The following is a 17958-nucleotide window of genomic DNA, read 5'->3' on the forward strand; positions in this document are numbered from 1 at the left end:
CCCCAAAGATTGATCCCCGTCTGAATGCCATGACCGATCCCATCCTCGTTGCCAAGAACACGAAAACTGAGTTGGTGCTGCTGCCCCAGCTGGCCAACCGGCATGGCCTGATTACCGGCGCCACCGGCACCGGCAAGACCGTCACCCTGCAAACGATCGCGCAGGGCCTGTCGAAGATCGGCGTGCCGGTCTTCCTGGCTGACGTCAAAGGTGACCTGACCGGCATTTCGCAGCCTGGCCAGTCGAACGACAAGCTCAAGGCGCGCCTGCAGGAGCGCGGTCTGGAAGAACCGCAATGGGCCGGCTGCCCCGTCACGCTGTGGGATGTGTACGGCGAGAAGGGCCACCCCGTGCGCGCCACCGTGTCGGACATGGGCCCGCTGATGCTGTCGCGCATGCTGGAGTTGAACGACATCCAGACCGGCGTGCTCAATCTCGTCTTCCGGATTGCGGATGACTCCGGCCTCGCGCTGCTCGACATGAAAGACCTGCGCGCGATGCTGCAGCACGTCGGCGAGCACTCGTCGGAGTACACGAACAAGTACGGCAACATCTCGTCGGCCAGCATCGGGGCCATCCAGCGCAACCTGATCGCGCTGGAAGAGCAGGGCGCCGACAAGTTCTTCGGCGAGCCGATGCTCGATATCAACGACCTGATGCAGACCGTGCGCGGCCAGGGCGTGATCAACATCCTGGCGGCCGACAAGCTGCTCAATGCGCCCAAGCTGTACGCGACGTTCCTGCTGTGGATGCTCTCGGAGCTGTTCGAGCACCTGCCGGAAGTGGGCGATCTGGACAAGCCCAAGCTGGCCTTCTTCTTTGACGAGGCGCACCTGTTATTCAACGATGCGCCGCCGTCGCTGTTGCAGAAGGTGGAGCAAGTGGTGCGGCTGATCCGCTCGAAGGGCGTGGGCGTGTACTTCGTGACGCAGAACCCGTCCGATGTGCCTGACACGGTGCTCGGCCAGCTCGGCAACCGCGTGCAGCACGCGCTGCGCGCCTTCACGCCGCGTGATCAGAAAGCCGTGAAGGCGGCCGCGACCACGATGCGAGCGAACCCGGAATTCAGCATCGAACAGGCCATCGGCGAACTGGCGGTGGGCGAGGCGCTGATCTCCATGCTTGATGAAGGCGGACGCCCTGAGATTACGGAGCGCGCCTTCGTCGTGCCGCCTGCATCGCGTATCGGGCCGATTTCGGATGACGAGCGCCGCGCGTTGCTCGCCAATTCGCTGGTAGCCGGCCGTTATGACACGGCAATCGATCGGGAATCGGCCTACGAAATCCTGACCGGACGTGTGGCGACGGGTGGCGCAGCATCTGCGCCGGCTCCGGGGTCCATCGGCACGGATTTTGGTGCTTCGTCGGGTTCGGCGCCCACGTCGGTCCCCGCACCTGCACCTGCACCCGCACAGCAGGAGGGCGGCGGCTGGCTTGGCGAGGTCGGCTCGATCCTGACCAAGGGCACCGGCCGCACCGGCCGCGGGGACTCGATTGTCGAAACGCTGGCCAAGTCGACCATGCGCACGATCGGCTCGACGGTCGGGCGCGAGATCGTACGCGGGGTGCTGGGCAGCATCCTCGGCGGGTCGAAGAAGCGCTGATCTGCGTGGGTTTCTGACTTTCATCAGGTAACACGCGGCGGGCGGGATGAGACCGCCCCTGCGCTTGACCGCACGCAATACCCAGCTTGCCAGTCTCCCTAGACTGCATCGGGCCGAGGCATCATCCGGTGCCGCGGCCCTCAATCCGGGAGATCTGGCATATGACCGCACTCAAAATCTTGTTCACGACCGATACCGGCCTGGCGAGCCTCGCCGTCATCGGCTTTCTCATCGGCATGGGCGCGTTCTTCTGGCGCCTTTTCGTTCGCAAGATGCGCGAAGAAGAACGCGCCGCCAAGCAGCGCCAAGCCTGATCAGTGCCGCTACCGCACGCACCAAAACAAACAGCCGGCAATGCCGGCTGTTGTTGTTTGCGTAGAACGCAGTGCGATCAGTTCTTCGTGCCGAACAGGCGGTCGCCCGCATCGCCCAGGCCGGGGATGATGTAAGCGTGCTCGTCCAGGTGCGAATCCAGCGAAGCAACGAACAGCTTCACGCCCGGATGCGCCTTCTGGAAAACCTCCACGCCTTCCGGTGCGGCCACCAGCGCCAGGAAGAGGATGTTCTCGTCCGGCACGCCGCGCTTCTTCATCACGTCGATGGCGTGCACGGCCGAGTAGCCGGTAGCGACCATCGGATCGCACAGGATGAAGGTGCGGTCTTCCAGATCCGGCAGGCGCACGAGGTATTCCACCGGGCGGTGGTGCTCGTCGCGGTAGACGCCGATATGGCCGATGCGCGCCGAGGGAATCAGCTCCACCAGCCCATCGCTCATGCCCACGCCCGCGCGCAGCACCGGCACAACGGCCAGCTTGCGGCCGGCGATGACGGGGGCTTCCATCGGGCCCATCGGCGTGTCGATGTGGCGGCTGGTCAGCGGCAGGTTGCGCGTGATCTCATAGCCCATCAGCAGCGTGATCTCGCGCAGCAGCTCGCGGAACGTGCGCGTGGACGTGTCCTTGTCGCGCATGTGCGTGAGCTTGTGCTGGATCAGCGGGTGATTGAGGATGAACAGGTTCGGAAAGCGCGGATCTTGTTTCATGGCGAGAAGGATGCAGTAGTGGGGCGCATTGTAAGGCGCGCCCCATGTAGATAATCGAGCGGCTTATCGGCGGCCGCGCATCAGAATGATGTAGACCACGGCCGAAATCGCCAGCCCCACGAACCACGCATACGTGTACAGCGCTTCGAACACGCCCGGCACGCTGGCCACGAAACCGGCCTGCTTGAAGAAGCCCGGCAGGTTCGGCAGCACGCCGATGATGAGTGCGACGATGGCACGGCCGTTCCAGCCGTTGCCATAGCCGTAGGGGCCGTCCACGCGGAACAGCTCGCCGGTCTTGAGCACAGTGCGGCGTACCAGGAAGTAGTCGACCATCATGATGCCGGCCACCGGGCCCAGCAGCGCGCCGTAACCCACGAGCCACGTGAAGATGTAGCCCTTGGTGGTCTCAAGAATCTTCCACGGCATCATCGCCAGGCCGATGCCCGCCGTGATGTAGCCGCCGATGCGGAACGAGATGCGATGCGGCGCCAGGTTCGAAAAGTCATACGCCGGCGACACCACGTTGGCGGCGATGTTGGTCATCAGCGTAGCGGTGATCAGCGCCAGCAGCGCGACGATGACCGACGGGCCCGTCATCTTGCCGGCGAGGGTGACCGGGTCCCAGATGGCCTGGCCGTAGATAACGACCGTGGACGAGGTGACGAGCACGGCCACCAGTGCCAGCAGCCCCATCGGCAGCGGCAGGCCAATCGCCTGGCCGACGAGTTGATCGCGCTGGCTGCGCGCAAAGCGTGTGAAGTCCGGAATGTTCAGCGCCAGCGTGGCCCAGTAGCCGACCATGGCGGTGAGCGACGGCCAGAAGAAGCCCCAGAACTCGCCCGCACGCTTGCCGCCCTCAGCAAACGCCGATGGCGCCGACAGCATCGGGCCAAAGCCACCCGCATTGACGTACGCCCACCAGACCAGGCCCAGCGCGGCCAGGATCAGCAGCGGCGTGGCCAGCGCCTGGAAGCGCTTGATCGACTCCAGCCCCTTGGTGATCAGCCAGATGTGCAGGCCCCAGAACAGCAGGAAGCAGAACCCCTGGCCCGGGTTGATGCCCAGGCCCGGAATGTTGCTGCCCACCAGCATGTTGTCGGTGACGACGTTCAGGATCGTGTAGATCGCCTGGCTGCCGAGCCACGTCTGGATGCCGAACCAGCCGCACGCCACGATGGCCCGCAGGATGGCCGGCAACTGCGCACCGCGTACGCCAAACGACGCCCGCACTAGTACAGGAAAGGGGATGCCATATTTGGTACCCGCATGGCCGACCAGCACCATCGGTACGAGCACGATCAGGTTGCCCAGGAACACCGTCAGCACGGCCTGCCACCAGTTCATGCCCTCGCTCATCAGCCCCGAGGCCAGCATGTACGCCGGCACCGATACCACCATCGACACCCACAGCGCGGCGTAGTTGGTAGCCGTCCAGGTGCGGGCAGCTTGCGGGGTGGGGTTGAGGTCTTCGTTCCAGAGGGTCGGGTCGGGTGCCGCGACTGCATCGGCGCCCGCGGAGAAGGCGGGGGAGGTGGTTTGGCTCATGGGGTGTGGAATCCGTTGTCGTTGTAGCTCTATCGGAATATTCGGAATGCAGGCGCGATTGTACGGCGGTCCGGATGCGCTCAAGCGAAAGCCGTGCCACGTGCAGCGCACCTGTCGTCGGAACGTTTTGTTGAATTCCAATACAATCGACCGCGCCCTCCAACACGTCCTGCGCCTCTCTCGCGCTCCGTTGTGACCACCGCATCTTCTGCGTCTTCCAACTCCGCACGAACCACCGACACCGGCGGCCTGCTGCTCGCCTCGGTGGGCGCCGTCCTGTTCTCTGCGAAGGCCATTGTCGCCAAGCTGATGTACCGCTACCAGGTGGATGCCGTGATGGTCATCACGCTGCGCATGCTGCTGGCGGCGCCCCTGTTCATGGCGATGGGCTGGTGGCAGTCGCGCCGCGCGGCGCCGCTGGCTCCGGCGGACCGCTGGCGCATTGTTGGCCTGGGCATCATCGGCTACTACCTCTCCAGCTTTCTCGACTTCCTGGGGCTGCAATACATCACGGCGGGGCTGGAGCGGCTGATTCTGTTCCTCACGCCGTCGTTCGTGCTGTTGATTACGTCGACGGTATTCAAGCGGCGCATCACCGGCTTGCAATGGGTGTCTCTGGCGCTGGCGTACGCGGGCATCGTGCTGGTGTTCGCGCACGACCTGAACCTGGGCGGCAACAACGTATGGCTGGGCGGCGGGTTGGTACTCGCCAGCGCCATCAGCTACGGTATCTATCTGCTGGCCAGCGGCGAGCTGGTCAAGCGCGTGGGTTCGATGCGGCTGGTGGCCTATGCCATGTGCGTGTCAACGGTGGCCTGCATCATCCAGTTTCTGGTGTTGCGGCCCATGTCGGCGCTGGTGCTGCCTTGGCAGGTGATTGGGCTGTCGGGCATCAACGCGGTGTTCTGCACGGTGGCGCCCGTCACCATGACGATGATGGCGGTGGCCCGAGTGGGAGCACCAGTGGCATCGCAGGCGGGCATGATCGGGCCGGTGTCGACGCTGCTGCTGGGCTGGTGGCTGCTGGGCGAGCCGATTACCGTGTGGCAGATCGCTGGCAGCGCGCTGGTGCTGGCCGGCATGGCGCTGCTGTCGCGTCGTGGTAGCCAGGCCAAATAACACTCTCAAGGAGCTGGACAGGATGGACTTAGGGCTGAAAGGCAAGCGCGCACTGGTGTGCGGCGCGAGCAAGGGATTGGGCTTCGCCTGCGCCGATGCGCTGGCGGCCGAGGGTGTGGATGTGGTGATCGTTGCCCGTGGCGCAGAAGCATTGCTGGCTGCAGCCGAGCGTATCCGCGGCGCACATGGTGTCCGCGTTGAAGCGGTCGCCACGGATATCACCACCCCGGAAGGCCGGGCTGAAGCACTGCTGGCCTGCGAACGCCTGGGCGGCTCGCCTGACATCCTCGTCAACAACGCAGGTGGTCCGCCGCCGGGCAACTTCCGCGATTGGGATCGCGATGCGTGGAATGCCGCCCTCAACGCCAACATGCTCACACCCATCGACCTAATCAAGGCGACTGTCGACCAGATGATCGAGCGCCGCTGGGGCCGCATCATCAACATCACCAGCGGTGCGGTGAAGGCGCCGATTGATGTGCTCGGGTTGTCCAACGGCGCACGCTCGGGCCTGACCGGCTTTGTGGCCGGCCTCGCGCGCGAAGTAGCCAAGCACGGCGTGACGGTTAACAACTTGCTGCCTGGCCAGTTCGAGACAGACCGTCTGACCAAGACGCTGGAGGCTGGCGCCAAGGCTGCCGGCATCAGCGCAGAAGACAATTTTGACCGCAAGCGCCAGGGCAATCCGGCGCGGCGCTTCGGCCAGCCGGCCGAATTCGGCGCCGTATGCGCTTTCCTCTGCAGCCAGCACGCGGGTTACCTGAATGCGCAGAACATCCTGCTGGATGGCGGCGCCTTCCCAGGCACTTTCTAAGTCCAGTCCTATGACCACCATCACGCCCGAAGGCGCAGCCCCCGCATCGCGAAAGCGCCGCATCGCACTGATCGCGCACGACCACAAGAAGGACGACATGATCGCCTTCGCGCAGACGCATCAGGCCTACCTCGCGCAATGCGATCTGCTGGCGACTGGCACCACCGGCGGCCGGCTGGAGGCGGAAGTCGGCCTGACCGTGCAGCGCATGTTGTCCGGCCCATGGGGCGGTGACCTGCAGATTGGCGCACAGCTGGCGGAAGGCCGTGTTGACGCGGTGATTTTTCTGCGCGACCCGATGACGCCGCAGCCGCACGAGCCCGACATCAACGCGCTGGTCCGCGCCTGCGACGTGCATAACATTCCCTGCGCCACCAACCTGGCGACCGCCGATCTGGTGATGTCCGCCTTGCAACAGGTGCAGCTTGACCCGAAGGAGATCCACGCATGACGAAAGCCATCCGCATTTTTGAAACCGGCGGCCCGGAAGTGATGCAGTACGTCGACGTTGACGTGCCTGCACCCGGCCCCGGCGAGGCCACCATCAAGCAGCACGCCATTGGCCTGAACTACATCGACGTGTACTTCCGCACAGGGCTGTATCCGCAGCCGCTGCCGGGTGGCATCGGCATGGAAGCCTCGGGTGTGGTGGAGGCGGTGGGGCAGGGCGTGACGCACGTCAAACTGGGCGATCGTGTGGCCTATGCAGGCCGCCCGACTGGGGCTTACGCCGCCATGCGCACCATGCCGGCCGATATTCTGGTGCGCCTGCCGGACACTATCGACTTTGAAACCGGCGCGGCGATGATGCTGCAGGGCATGACCGCGCAATACCTCATCCGAGACAGCTACCGTGTGCAGCCGGGCGATACCGTGCTGTTTCACGCAGCGGCCGGCGGTGTTGGCCTGATCGCCTGCCAGTGGCTCAAGGCGCTCGGCGCCACGGTCATCGGTACCGTCGGCAGCGATGCCAAGGCAGAACTCGCCCGCGCGCACGGCTGCGACCACACCATCGTCTACACGCGCGAGAACTTCACCGAGCGCGTGCGCGAGATTACCGGCGGCAAGGGCGTGCCGGCGGTCTACGACGGGATCGGCAAAGACACGTTTGCCGGGTCGCTGGATTGCCTGGCACCGCGCGGCTGGATGGTCAGCTATGGCAACGCCTCGGGCCCGGTGCCGCCCTTCGACATCAGCGTGTTGAGCGCGAAGGGCTCGCTCAAGCTCACGCGCCCGACGCTGATGACGTACACGGCGCGACGCGACTTGCTGGAGCCGATGGCAGCGGATTTGTTCGATGTGGTGAGCAGCGGCAAGGTGAAGATCGAAATTCACCAGCGCTACGAACTGCTGGACGCGGCGCAGGCGCACCGCGATCTGGAAGCGCGCAAGACGACCGGCTCGACGATCCTCTTGCCGTAAGCGGGGAAGTTACCGCCCGCTCGGCCCGGTTGGCGACACTCGGCGCCGGGCGGCGGCAAAGCGTGCGTCCTCACGCACGCGTTCGGGCAACGCACGCAGCAGAAAATGTAATGCGAGCGGCACCAGCACGATGTCGTCCACCCAGCCGATCACCGGAATGAAATCCGGAATCAGATCGATCGGCGAGACCACATAGCCCACCAGCAGCAACGCAGCCGGCGCCAGCCACCACGGCGCGCCCGGATGGCGCAGCGCAAACCACAGCAGGCGCACGTCATTGCGCACTACGCTCCACAGGCGGAAGAGTCGTCCGAACATCGTGGGCTCCTTGATGAAAAGCCAGCGTCACATGAGGCGTGGTAACCGGCGGACCATCGTATCAGCTTGGGGAAACAGCCTGGTTTTCAAGATTTGAACACCCATCGCCCATGAAAAAAGCCGGCACCTCGTAAGAGGGCGGGCTTTTTACTGAAGTGCTTGAAACCGAAGCGGTTAGCTCGCAGCCATGTCACCAGTGTCGTGCATCACTTGCTCACCGCGCGCTGGTGCTTCACCCAGAGAAAGCGGGAGTACGCATCGATGCGGTTGGTGCGGCTGCCTGCCTGGATGCCGCTGTCGTTCATCATCGTTGCGTAGGCATCGTCACGGAACAGGGCGGCGAAGAGGTAGCCGCTGCGCAGGTAGTTGGTATCGCTGCCGTGACCGGTGCCGGTGCTGCCGTTCAGGCGACCGGCATAGTGGTGGTCGCCCAGGCGCATCACGTCGAAGACGCTGTTGGCGATGGGCGCCATCTGCGCCGCGCTGATGCCATAGCGGCCGCTTTGGTACAGCCGGTAGAGCCCGGCCACGTCGAGGCTGCCGTGATTGCTGTCCTCGCCGGCGCGGTTCGGCATCGCGTAGGCCCAGTCGTAGGCGAGGCGACCTTCCTTGTCGGTGTAGCTGGTCAAGCCGCTGTTGAAAAACCAGTCCACGTTGGCTCGCACGATCTGGTCATAGCGCTTCACGCGTGCCGGGTCGTCTTTGAGCAGCTGATGTGCTTCGGCCAGGTTAGCGAAGGCGTAGCTGAACATCATCTGCTGATTCCACGGCACCGGTTTGCCGGTTTGGTAGGGTGAATTGGCGGCAAAGCTCATGTGCTGGTTGGCAGACAGGTCCAGCAGCGAGCGCAGGATGTGCTCGTCCACGGTCTTGTCGGCCTGCGCGATGTAGGTCTTGGCACGTTGCAGATAGGTTGCCCCGAAGTGAAATGGATCACCGTTGCTGACCGACTGGTGGTGCAGCGCCGGGGTCCGGAGAATCTGTTTGGCACAGTTCGCGAGATGACCCACCGGGTCGCCTTGCTCGCCGCCGGTTTCGATTGGGGCGGCATCTGGGCGGTTTGGCCAGACCGGATCGATGCGGCCGGTCCACACAATGCGCTGGCCGGCTGGGGCTGGCAGCAGGTCATTGCGCTGGGAGAGCAGCGTGTCGCAGAAGGACACCATCGTGTCCAGGATCTCCTTGTGTGGCGCAATTTCGTAGACGAGGGCGAGGGCTTTCAGGTTTTCACCGCTGTGGCCCTGGGCCCATTCGCTGCCATTGCCGGTGGCTGCGGGCTGCAGGGTTTGCGCGACGGCGACAAACGACTGAATTTCGTTCTCGGTGACGGGGCCGTCGAGGCTTTCCACCAGCAAGCCGCCATCGTTGCTGCGTGCGTAGGCAGGCACCACCATGCCACTGAGGCAACAGCAGAGCAGGAGCGCGGAGACTAGGCGCAACGTGGTTTTCGTGATCATCGGGGGAACTTTGACGGGTGTGTGGAATGTGGTGCTCCGCATTTTCACGAAATCACACATGTGCAGGCAAGCGACGGGAGCAAGAGGCGCGGCCATGAAAAAAGCCGGCCCTCTTGCGAAGTGCCGGCTTCTTGCTGCAACGGACTGGACTTAGCCCGGGATCTTGCCTTCCACGCCTTCCACGTAGAACTTGATGCCGTGCAGGAAGCCGTCGTCGGCGACCTTGTCGGCGGGCAGGACTTCCTTGCCGGTGTTGTCCTTGAGCGGGCCCTTCCAGATCGGGGCCGAGCCGTCGATGATGCCCTTCTTGCGGGTCTCGACCAGCGTCTTCACGTCTTCCGGTACTACGGCGTTATATGCGCCCAGGTCGATCGCGCCTTCCTTCAGGCCCCACCACACGGTTTCCGGCTTCCACTGGTTGTTGAGCACGTCTTCAACGACCTTGTTGTAGTACACGCCCCACTTGTTGATCGAGGCGGCCAGGTGGGCCTTCTCGCCAAACTTGGTCATGTCGCTGTCCCAGCCCAGTGCATACACGCCTTTCTCCTGCGCGGTCTGCACCACGGCAGCGGAGTCGGTGTTCTGCATCAGCACGTCGACGCCTTGGCCGATGAGGGTGGTGGCCGCTTCACGCTCCTTGCCCGGATCGAACCACTTGTTGACCCATACCACGCGGGTGGTGGCCTTCGGGTTGACGCTGCGCGCGCCCAGCGTGAACGAGTCGATATTGCGGATCACTTCGGGGATGGGCACCGAACCCACCACGCCCAGCTTGCCCGACTTGCTCAGCTTGCCGGCCACCACGCCCGCCAGGTAAGCGCCTTCATACGTGCGCACGTCGTACTGGCCAAGGTTGTCGGCGGTCTTGAAGCCCGTGGCGTGCTCGAACTTCACGTCCGGGAATTCCTTGGCGACCTTGAGCATCGATTCCATGAAGCCGAAGCTGGTGCCGAAGATGACCTTGTTGCCTTGCGTCGCCAGATCGCGGAAGACGCGTTCTGCATCAGCAGCGCTCTCGGGCACGTTTTCCACGAAGCTGGTTTTCACCTTGTCACCGAACTTGGCTTCGACTTCCTTGCGGGCGGCGTCGTGCGCGTACGTCCAGCCTGCGTCGCCCACGGGGCCAACGTAGACGAACGCAACCTTCAACGGCTCGTTGGCCGGTGCCGGTGCGGTAGCAGCGGGGGCCGAGGATGCGGCTGGCGCAGCAGCGTTGCCGCCTGCGTTGTCATTGGACTTGCCGCAACCCCAGAGGGTCAGGGCAGCGCCGGCGGCCAGGGCGGCCAGCGTGATCCTGCGGGTAACGTTCATCGATTTCTCCTGTTGTGTGGCTCGTTGACTGTGTTGAAGCAAAAAAAAAAGCGAGATGCAGAAAGCTTAGGCAGAACCTGGTCGGAACGGCTTACCCAGGGACGCGGGCATGTTCAGGCGAATCCAGTCCGGGTTGCGCGAGATGATGGCCAGCACGACGATGGTCGCAGCAAACGGCGCCATCGACAGAATCTGCGACGGCACCGACACGCCCATCCCCTGCAGGTAGAACTGCAGGATCGTCACGCCGCCGAATAGCAGCGCACCGAACAGGATGCGCAGTGGGCGCCAGGTGGCAAAGGTGGTCAGCGCCAGGGCGATCCAGCCACGGCCGGCGACCATGTTCTCGACCCACATCGGCGTATAGACCAGCGACAGATATGCGCCTGCCAGCCCGCAGCACGCGCCACCGAACAGCAGCGCGCCAAAGCGGATGGTGCGCACCGGATAGCCCAGCGCATGGGCGGATTCCGGCGACTCACCAATCGCACGCAGCGTGAGGCCGGCGCGCGTCTTGAACAGGAACCACGCAATCGCGCCGCACAGCAGAAAGCTGAAGTAGACCATCCAGTGGTGTGCGAACAGGGCGGGGCCCACGAACGGGATCGACTCCAGCCCTGGGATGCCATGCGCCTGCGCTGGCAGCGACATACCGACAAAGCGCTGGCCCATGAAGGCCGACAGCCCGGTACCGAAGATCGACAAGGCAAGGCCCGTGGCGACCTGATTCGTGACGAGCACCAGCGCGAGCCAGGCAAACAGCACGGCCATCACCATGCCGGCAATCGCGCCCGCGGCAAAACCCAGCAGCGGAATCTGCGTCTGGTAGCCCACCATGAAGCCGGCTACGGCAGCGACCAGCATCATGCCCTCGGCGCCCAGGTTGAGCACGCCGGAGCGTTCGTTCATCAAGAGCCCGAGGGCGGCCAGCAGCAGCGGGGTGCCGGCGTTGATCGACGCGGCGATCAGGGGAGCAAGACTTTCCATGTTTCTTTTTCTCTCTCGGCCCGATCAGTGGTGCGCGCGCCAGCGCAGGCGGTATTCGATGAGTGTGTCGCAGGCCAGCAGGAAGAACAGCAGCATGCCCTGGAACACCCCGGTAATGGCCGACGGCAAGCCCAGGCGCGATTGCGCGAGTTCGCCACCGATATAGAACAGCGACATCACGACCGCGCCCAGCACGGTACCCACCGGATTCAGGCGGCCGACAAAGGCCACCACGATGGCGGCAAAGCCATAGCCGGGGGAGATGGACGGCAGCAGTTGCCCGATCGGCCCCGTCACCTCGAATGCACCCGCAATGCCTGCCAGCCCACCCGAGATCAGCAGCGCGGTCCACAGCGCTTTACGCGACGAGAAGCCCGCGTAGCGCGCTGCCTGCGGTGCCAGCCCGCCCACCTGCAGGCGATAACCCGCAAAGCTGCGGAACACGAACAGCGTCATCGCCGCGGTCATCACCAGCATGAACAGGAAGCCGATGTGCAGGCGCGTGCCGGCCACCAGCGTGGGCAGCACGAACGCGCTGTCGAACACGATCGACTGCGGGAAGTTCATGCCGTTCGGGTCCTTGAGCGGCCCGTTGACCATGTACAGCAATAACAACTGCGCGATGTACGTGAGCATCAGCGAGACGAGAATCTCGTTGGCATGAAAGCGATCGCGCAACAGCGCCGTGATTGCTGCCCACAACGCGCCGCCGACCAGGCCTGCAATGACGGCGAGCACCAGCGCGAAGGCGCCCGGGATGGATGGCGTCGGCGTATCGAAAGCGATGATCGTGGCCGCCGCAAAGATGCCGCCAACGATGAGCTGCCCCTCTGCACCGATGTTCCACACGTTGGCGCGATAGCACACCGACAACCCCAGTGCGCACAACACCAGCGGCACGGTTTTGAGCAGCACCTCGCCAATCGCACGCTTGTTGGCCAGTGGCTCGATCAGGAACACGCGCAGGCCGGCCACTGGGTCCTTGCCCAGCAGCGCAAACAGCAGCAGGCCAAACACCATCGTCAGGACGAGCGCGATCAGCGGCGAGGCATAGGCCATGGTGCGCGACGGAATTGCGCGCAGCTCCAGGGAGATGGGCAGCGCCAGGCGGCTGCCATGCATGACATCAGCCATGGGCCACCTCTGAGGTTGCTGCCGCCGAAGCCGGGGCCTTATCCCACATGCCGCTCATCCAAAGGCCGATCTGTTCGCGGTCGGTGGCGTGCGTGGGGGTGGAGGGCGAGAGGCGCCCGTTGGCGATCACGTGCAGGCGATCGCACAGCGCAAAGAGTTCGTCGAGTTCTTCCGACACGATCAGGATGGCGCAGCCCCCGGCCTTGAGCGCGAGGATTTCGTTGTGGATCTGTGCCGCCGCGCCCACGTCGACGCCCCAGGTGGGTTGCGCGACGATGAGCACGCGCGGCGCGCATTCGATTTCGCGGCCGACGATGAATTTCTGGAGGTTGCCGCCCGACAGGCTCTTGGCCAGTGCGTCCGGGCCGCCGGCTTTCACGCCGAAGCGGCTGATGATGCTGGTGGCCAGCTTGGCAGCAGCCTTTTTGTCGATCAGCCCGCCGCGTACCTGCGGTGCACGCTGATGTGTCAGCAGCGTATTGGCCGCTAGCGACAGCGATGGCACCGCGCCGCGCCCCAGGCGTTCTTCCGGCACGAACGACAGCCCGCGCTTGCGACGCGCACGTGGGTCCAGCTTGGCGACCGGCTCGTTGCCGATGCTGATGGTCTGCGCGGCAGCGCGCGTGTCTTCGCCGGACAGCGCGGCCAGCAATTCCTGCTGCCCGTTGCCCGACACGCCCGCGATGCCGACGATTTCGCCGCTGCGCAATTGCAGGGCGATGTCGCGCAGTTCCGTCGCAAAGGCATGTGCTTTGGGCAGGGACAGGCCGGCGACCTCCATGCGGACCTCGCCGGGCGTGGTCTGCGGACGCAATTCGCGCGGGGGCTCGCCGCCGATCATCATGCGTGACAGCGATGCCGCCGTTTCCTGCCGCGGGTCGCATACGCCCGTGACCTTGCCCATGCGCATCACCGTGGCGGTGTGGCACAGGGCCTGGATCTCGTCGAGCTTGTGGCTGATGTAGAGGATGCTGGTGCCCTCGGCTGCGAGCTGGCGCAGCGTCACGAAGAGCTTCTCGACGGCCTGCGGCGTCAGCACCGAGGTCGGCTCGTCGAGGATCAGCAGACGCGGCTTGGTGAGCAGCGCACGTACGATTTCCACGCGCTGGCGCTCGCCCACGGACAGCGTGTGCACATGGCGATGCGGCTCCAGCGGCAGGCCGTACTTGTCGCCGGTGGTGCGCACCTGTTCGGCCACGTCGCGCAAGTCCGTGCCTGCGGGCAGGCCGAGCAGAATGTTCTCGGCCACCGTCAACGTGTCGAACAGCGAGAAGTGCTGGAACACCATGGCGATGCCCAGCGCGCGCGCCTGGTGCGGGTTGGCGATGGTGACGGGCTGGCCGTCGAGCAGCATCTCGCCGGCGTCGGGCTGCACCGCGCCGAAGATGATCTTCATCAGCGTCGACTTGCCGGCGCCGTTTTCGCCCAGCACGGCGTGGATCTCGCCCGGCGCGACGGTGAGGCTCACGCCGTCGTTGGCGACCACGCTCGGGTAGCGTTTGGTCATGCCTGTCAGCGACAGGCGCGGTGGGAGTGGTGTCACAACAGTTGGCTCGTGGTTTCCGTGCCGCTCACCGCGAGCGCAAGGCTGTCGCGGAGGCGATCTCTTATGAACGTTGACGACACTTCACAACAGGCGATGCTGACGCAGATTCGCGCCGACGCATCGCAGCAATCATCATGAATGGGTGATGCTTTTCATCAAATGTGAATTATATCTTCCGGCGCAGCGCCAGATGGCGCGGATAGCGCATGGGGGCTGGTTGACTCCTGCCTCTCACGAGGGGTGCGGGAGTGCAAGTCCCGTGCCGGGCCGAATTGGCTGAATTGCGAGGGGTAGCTTGTTATGCTGGGGTATGCAGGTTGCGCTGATGTCCCCTGTGTGGGGCGGATGAGCGAGGCTGCTCGCGGCATGCACCTGCCCGGTGCCTGGGCGCGATCTGTCACTTTGCGCTACAGTTCGCGGTTTGCCCCGGCTGGGATGTCACGTCCGCTGCCGCGCTGTGTTCCCCTCCCATGACTGCTCCCGCTCCCGCACGATCCCGCCTGCCTGGTCCCATTCCCGGCTGGCTTTTGCTGCTTGGCATGCTCACCGCCGTCGGCCCGCTGTCGGTCGACATGTATCTGCCGAGCCTGCCGACCATTGCGCGCGACTTGAATACCTCGTCGGCGGCGGCGGGCATCACGCTGACCGTCTTCCTGATCAGCCTGGCGATTGGCCAACTGATCTACGGCCCGGCCAGTGACCGCTTTGGCCGCAAACCGCCGCTCTATATCGGTTTGGCGCTGTATGTGGCGGCTTCCATTGGCTGCGCGTTTGCCAAGGACGCCACCATGCTGGCCGTGCTGCGTGGCGTGCAGGGCTTTGGCGGCTGCGCGGGCATGGTGATCGCGCGCGCGGCAGTGCGAGACCGCATGGACCCGGCCGGCGCCGCGCAAGCGTATTCCACGCTGATGCTGGTGATGGGCGTGGCGCCCATCCTCGCGCCGATGATCGGCGGGGCGGTGCTGCAGGTCGGTTCGTGGCGGATCATCTTTACGCTGCTGACGGCCTTCGGCGTGCTGGCGCTGGTGGCGGTGCACTACCTGATGCGTGAAACATTGGCCCCGGAAAAGGCGCGCAAGCTGGCGGTCAGCCACGTGCTGCGCGACTACTGGGAGCTGCTGCGCGACCACCACTACGCTGCCTATATGTGGTGCGGTGCCGTGTTCCTGTCGGGCATGTTTGCGTACATCACCGTGTCGTCGTTCGTGCTGATCGACGGGTATGGTCTGTCGCCGTCGCACTACGCTTGGGTGTTCGGCAGCAACGCAGCGGGGATGATCGCGGCCTCGCGTTTGAACGTGCGGCTGGTGCGCAAGTACTCGCCGGCGCGCGTGTTGCGCCGGGCGCTGTGGATTCCGGTCGTGACCAGCGTGCTGGCGACGGCGGCTGCAGCGGCCGGGTTCACACCACTGCCGCTCGTGCTGGTGGCGTTGTTTTGCTACATCGCCTCGATCGGCTGCATCTCGCCCAACACGGGCGCGTTGGCGATGGCGGGGCAGGGCGCGCGCGCGGGCACGGGTTCGGCGCTGATGGGCGCCATGCAGTTCGGCCTGGGCATGGTGACGGGTACGGTGGTCGCGGCCATCGGGCAGAGCGCGCTGCCACTGCTGGGCATGATGGCTGTCTGCGCTGTCGTGGCGCTCATCCTGGGCTTGCGCGCCACGCGCGAAGAACCCGGCGCCTGATTCCCGCTATTTCTCTACGCCTCTTGCTCTAGAGGCGTCTTCATCCTTTCATATGACTTTGGCATAACATGCCAGTCACGCTGGTCGTGTCCGACGCCTATGATGAGGGCAGTCGCGCCACGATCAAACGCGACCCAACCCTGCGCGACTAAGGGTTACTTCTTATATAGAAATTATCAACGTTTTATTAACGTATCGCTTTAGTTTTCATCCGCACGCCGTCATGCGCGTGCTTTCGAGACCGGGGGCTAAGTTGCAGTGCACGATTCACCGGCTGGGCGAACTGGCGCTGTTGTGCGAAGTGCCGCCGCCGGCGACCTTGAAGTGCCAGCAGCGCATCTGGGCCATGGCCTCGCGCGCGTCCAACTGGGCTGGCGTGGTAGACGTGGTCCCCGGCATGAACAACCTCACGCTCGTGTTTGGCCCGCTGGCAGATGCGCGCGTGCTCGAAACCTTGCTGCGCGAAGCGTGGGAAGACAGCGAGGCACTGGTGGCCGACGGCAAGCTGGTCGACATCGAAGTCGCCTATGGCGGTGACGATGGCCCCGACCTGCGTGACGTCGCCAAGCACACCGGCCTGACCCCGGCCGAAGTCGTGCGTCGCCACACCGCTCCCGAATACATCGTCTACTTTCTCGGTTTCCAGCCGGGCTTTGCCTATATGGGTGGCCTGGACAAATCGCTCGCCACGCCGCGCCGCGCGGAGCCACGCATGGCCGTGCCTGCCGGCTCGGTCGGCATTGGCGGCGAGCAGACGGGCATCTACCCAGCCGCGTCCCCCGGCGGCTGGCAATTGCTCGGCCGCACGGATGCGGCGCTCTTTCTGCCGCAGCGTGATCCCCCCACGCTGTTGGCCCCCGGAGACCGCATCCGCTTCGTTGCCTCGAAGGTGCGCGCATGAGTTCCTCACGTTCCCAATCCGTCCAACCCATGATCGAGATCGTGAGGGCGGGTGTGCTCGCGTCTGTGCAGGATCTGGGCCGCACTGGTTACCGCCGCTTTGGCGTGTGCACGTCGGGTGCGCTCGATCCGCTGTCGCTGTACGTGGGCAACCGCCTGGTCGGCAACCGTAGTGATGCGGCGGGCATCGAGTTCACGCTGGGCAACGCCACGCTGCGCTTCCAGGCCAATGGCCTGATCGCGCTCACCGGTGCCGATTGCCGCGCCACGCTCGATGGCACGCCGGTGCACGCCTGGCGCGCCATCCCCGTGCGGCGCGGCCAGACGTTGACCTTGCGTGTGGCGCAGGGCGGCGTGCGTGCGTATCTGTGCGTGGCCGGCGGTATCGACGTGCCGGAGATGATGGGCTCGCGCAGCACCGACCTAAAGGCCGGCTTTGGCGGCTATGAAGGGCGCCCGCTTAAAGACGGCGACAAGCTGCCCGTGTTGCCTGCGGATACATCGCATGCACCCGACATCAGCAAGGACGCCGTCGCCGTGAAGGCCGCGCGCTGGACGTTTGACCGCGCGCAAGATGGCACGCCAGTGATGCGCGTGCTGCCTGGCCCGGAATACGATGACTTTCTCGCTGATGCACAAGCCGCATTCTGGGAATCGGACTGGACGCTGACCCCCAACAGCAACCGCATGGGCTTCCGCCTGCAAGGGCCAGAGCTTGCGCGCAAGAAGCAGCAGAGCGGCGATCTGCTCTCGCACGGCGTGGTGCCAGGCGTGATCCAGGTGCCGCCGTCGGGCCAGCCGATTGTGCTGATGGCCGATGCGCAAACGACCGGCGGCTATCCCAAGATCGGCACCGTGATCCTGGCTGATCAATGGCGCCTGGCACAGATTCCGCTCGGGCACCGCATCCGCTTCGAGCGCGTGACGCTGGAAGAAGCCGAAGCCGCGCGCGCCGAGGTGACGCGCTATCTGCAGCAAATCGAAACCGCGCTGGATTGGCAGCGCCAGGGCATTCTGTCGACCGCGCGGCGTACTGCCAAAACACGACTGAACGCCTGAGACACCGGACAC

General features: G+C 64.7%; 17 protein-coding genes. 9 read left to right on the top strand and 8 right to left on the bottom strand.

Translation table 11 applies throughout. The features are described 5' to 3' along the window. The first annotated feature begins 29 nt into the window (after window positions 1-29). Window positions 30-1604, top strand: a complete 1575-nt coding sequence (locus F7R11_RS07345) for a helicase HerA-like C-terminal domain-containing protein (protein ID WP_064802319.1) — start codon at window positions 30-32, stop codon at window positions 1602-1604. Between the two features lie 161 nt (window positions 1605-1765). Continuing rightward, window positions 1766-1918 carry a DUF3149 domain-containing protein gene (locus tag F7R11_RS07350; protein ID WP_064802321.1) on the top strand — a complete coding sequence of 51 codons (153 nt, stop codon included), beginning with the start codon at window positions 1766-1768 and terminating at the stop codon, window positions 1916-1918. Between the two features lie 77 nt (window positions 1919-1995). Here F7R11_RS07350 and upp read toward each other — a convergent pair whose 3' ends face one another. Together upp and F7R11_RS07360 are read right to left on the bottom strand one after the other, a co-directional pair. Next, entirely contained in the window at window positions 1996-2646 is a 651-nt protein-coding gene (gene upp / locus F7R11_RS07355) for a uracil phosphoribosyltransferase (RefSeq protein ID WP_021195083.1), read from the bottom strand. A gap of 63 nt (window positions 2647-2709) precedes the next feature. Then, the gene (locus tag F7R11_RS07360; RefSeq protein WP_064802323.1) at window positions 2710-4194 is read right to left on the bottom strand and encodes an NCS1 family nucleobase:cation symporter-1; all 1485 of its coding nucleotides are present in this window, start codon (window positions 4192-4194) and stop codon (window positions 2710-2712) included. Between the two features lie 192 nt (window positions 4195-4386). Between F7R11_RS07360 and F7R11_RS07365 the strand changes: the two genes are divergently transcribed. Genes F7R11_RS07365 through F7R11_RS07380 form a run of 4 tightly spaced genes read left to right on the top strand, consistent with a single transcriptional unit; the run spans window position 4387 to window position 7549 of the window. Further along, window positions 4387-5313 carry a DMT family transporter gene (locus tag F7R11_RS07365; RefSeq protein WP_021195081.1) on the top strand — a complete coding sequence of 309 codons (927 nt, stop codon included), beginning with the start codon at window positions 4387-4389 and terminating at the stop codon, window positions 5311-5313. 22 nt (window positions 5314-5335) lie between these two features. Further along, window positions 5336-6127 carry an SDR family oxidoreductase gene (locus F7R11_RS07370; RefSeq protein WP_064802325.1) on the top strand — a complete coding sequence of 264 codons (792 nt, stop codon included), beginning with the start codon at window positions 5336-5338 and terminating at the stop codon, window positions 6125-6127. 10 nt (window positions 6128-6137) lie between these two features. Continuing rightward, window positions 6138-6578 (top strand): methylglyoxal synthase, encoded by a 441-nt coding sequence (locus F7R11_RS07375; RefSeq protein ID WP_064802326.1) that lies wholly within the window; start codon window positions 6138-6140, stop codon window positions 6576-6578. Next, window positions 6575-7549 carry a quinone oxidoreductase family protein gene (locus tag F7R11_RS07380; RefSeq protein WP_064802327.1) on the top strand — a complete coding sequence of 325 codons (975 nt, stop codon included), beginning with the start codon at window positions 6575-6577 and terminating at the stop codon, window positions 7547-7549. The genes F7R11_RS07375 and F7R11_RS07380 overlap by 4 nt, the downstream gene beginning before the upstream one ends. Before the next feature lie 9 nt (window positions 7550-7558). Here F7R11_RS07380 and F7R11_RS07385 read toward each other — a convergent pair whose 3' ends face one another. The 6 genes from F7R11_RS07385 to F7R11_RS07410 all read right to left on the bottom strand — a co-directional run bounded on the left by F7R11_RS07385 (window position 7559) and on the right by F7R11_RS07410 (window position 14263). Next, a complete protein-coding gene (locus tag F7R11_RS07385; RefSeq protein WP_021195077.1) occupies window positions 7559-7867 on the bottom strand; it encodes a YkvA family protein in 309 nt (102 codons plus the stop codon). Window positions 7868-8073: 206 nt separating this feature from the next. Further along, window positions 8074-9261: a hypothetical protein gene (locus F7R11_RS07390; RefSeq protein WP_064802329.1), complete on the bottom strand. Its 1188-nt coding sequence runs from the start codon at window positions 9259-9261 to the stop codon at window positions 8074-8076. Between the two features lie 213 nt (window positions 9262-9474). Continuing rightward, window positions 9475-10635 (bottom strand): BMP family ABC transporter substrate-binding protein, encoded by a 1161-nt coding sequence (locus tag F7R11_RS07395; RefSeq protein ID WP_064802331.1) that lies wholly within the window; start codon window positions 10633-10635, stop codon window positions 9475-9477. 66 nt (window positions 10636-10701) lie between these two features. Then, window positions 10702-11622: an ABC transporter permease gene (locus F7R11_RS07400; RefSeq protein WP_021195074.1), complete on the bottom strand. Its 921-nt coding sequence runs from the start codon at window positions 11620-11622 to the stop codon at window positions 10702-10704. A 24-nt stretch (window positions 11623-11646) separates the two neighbouring features. Next, a complete protein-coding gene (locus F7R11_RS07405; RefSeq protein ID WP_064802333.1) occupies window positions 11647-12756 on the bottom strand; it encodes an ABC transporter permease in 1110 nt (369 codons plus the stop codon). After that, complete coding sequence (locus F7R11_RS07410; protein WP_064802334.1) at window positions 12749-14263, bottom strand: ABC transporter ATP-binding protein; 1515 nt, start codon at window positions 14261-14263, stop codon at window positions 12749-12751. Before F7R11_RS07410 ends, F7R11_RS07405 begins: the two co-directional genes overlap by 8 nt. Before the next feature lie 509 nt (window positions 14264-14772). Here F7R11_RS07410 and F7R11_RS07415 point away from each other — a divergent pair. The 3 genes from F7R11_RS07415 to F7R11_RS07425 all read left to right on the top strand — a co-directional run bounded on the left by F7R11_RS07415 (window position 14773) and on the right by F7R11_RS07425 (window position 17946). Continuing rightward, window positions 14773-15987 carry a multidrug effflux MFS transporter gene (locus F7R11_RS07415; protein WP_064802336.1) on the top strand — a complete coding sequence of 405 codons (1215 nt, stop codon included), beginning with the start codon at window positions 14773-14775 and terminating at the stop codon, window positions 15985-15987. A gap of 253 nt (window positions 15988-16240) precedes the next feature. Beyond that, entirely contained in the window at window positions 16241-16888 is a 648-nt protein-coding gene (gene pxpB, locus F7R11_RS07420) for a 5-oxoprolinase subunit PxpB (protein WP_021195071.1), read from the top strand. A 29-nt stretch (window positions 16889-16917) separates the two neighbouring features. Next, a complete protein-coding gene (locus F7R11_RS07425; protein WP_064802338.1) occupies window positions 16918-17946 on the top strand; it encodes a 5-oxoprolinase subunit C family protein in 1029 nt (342 codons plus the stop codon). Window positions 17947-17958 lie beyond the last annotated feature (12 nt).

The organism is Ralstonia insidiosa, from assembly GCF_008801405.1.
In the GTDB taxonomy this organism is placed as follows: domain Bacteria; phylum Pseudomonadota; class Gammaproteobacteria; order Burkholderiales; family Burkholderiaceae; genus Ralstonia; species Ralstonia insidiosa.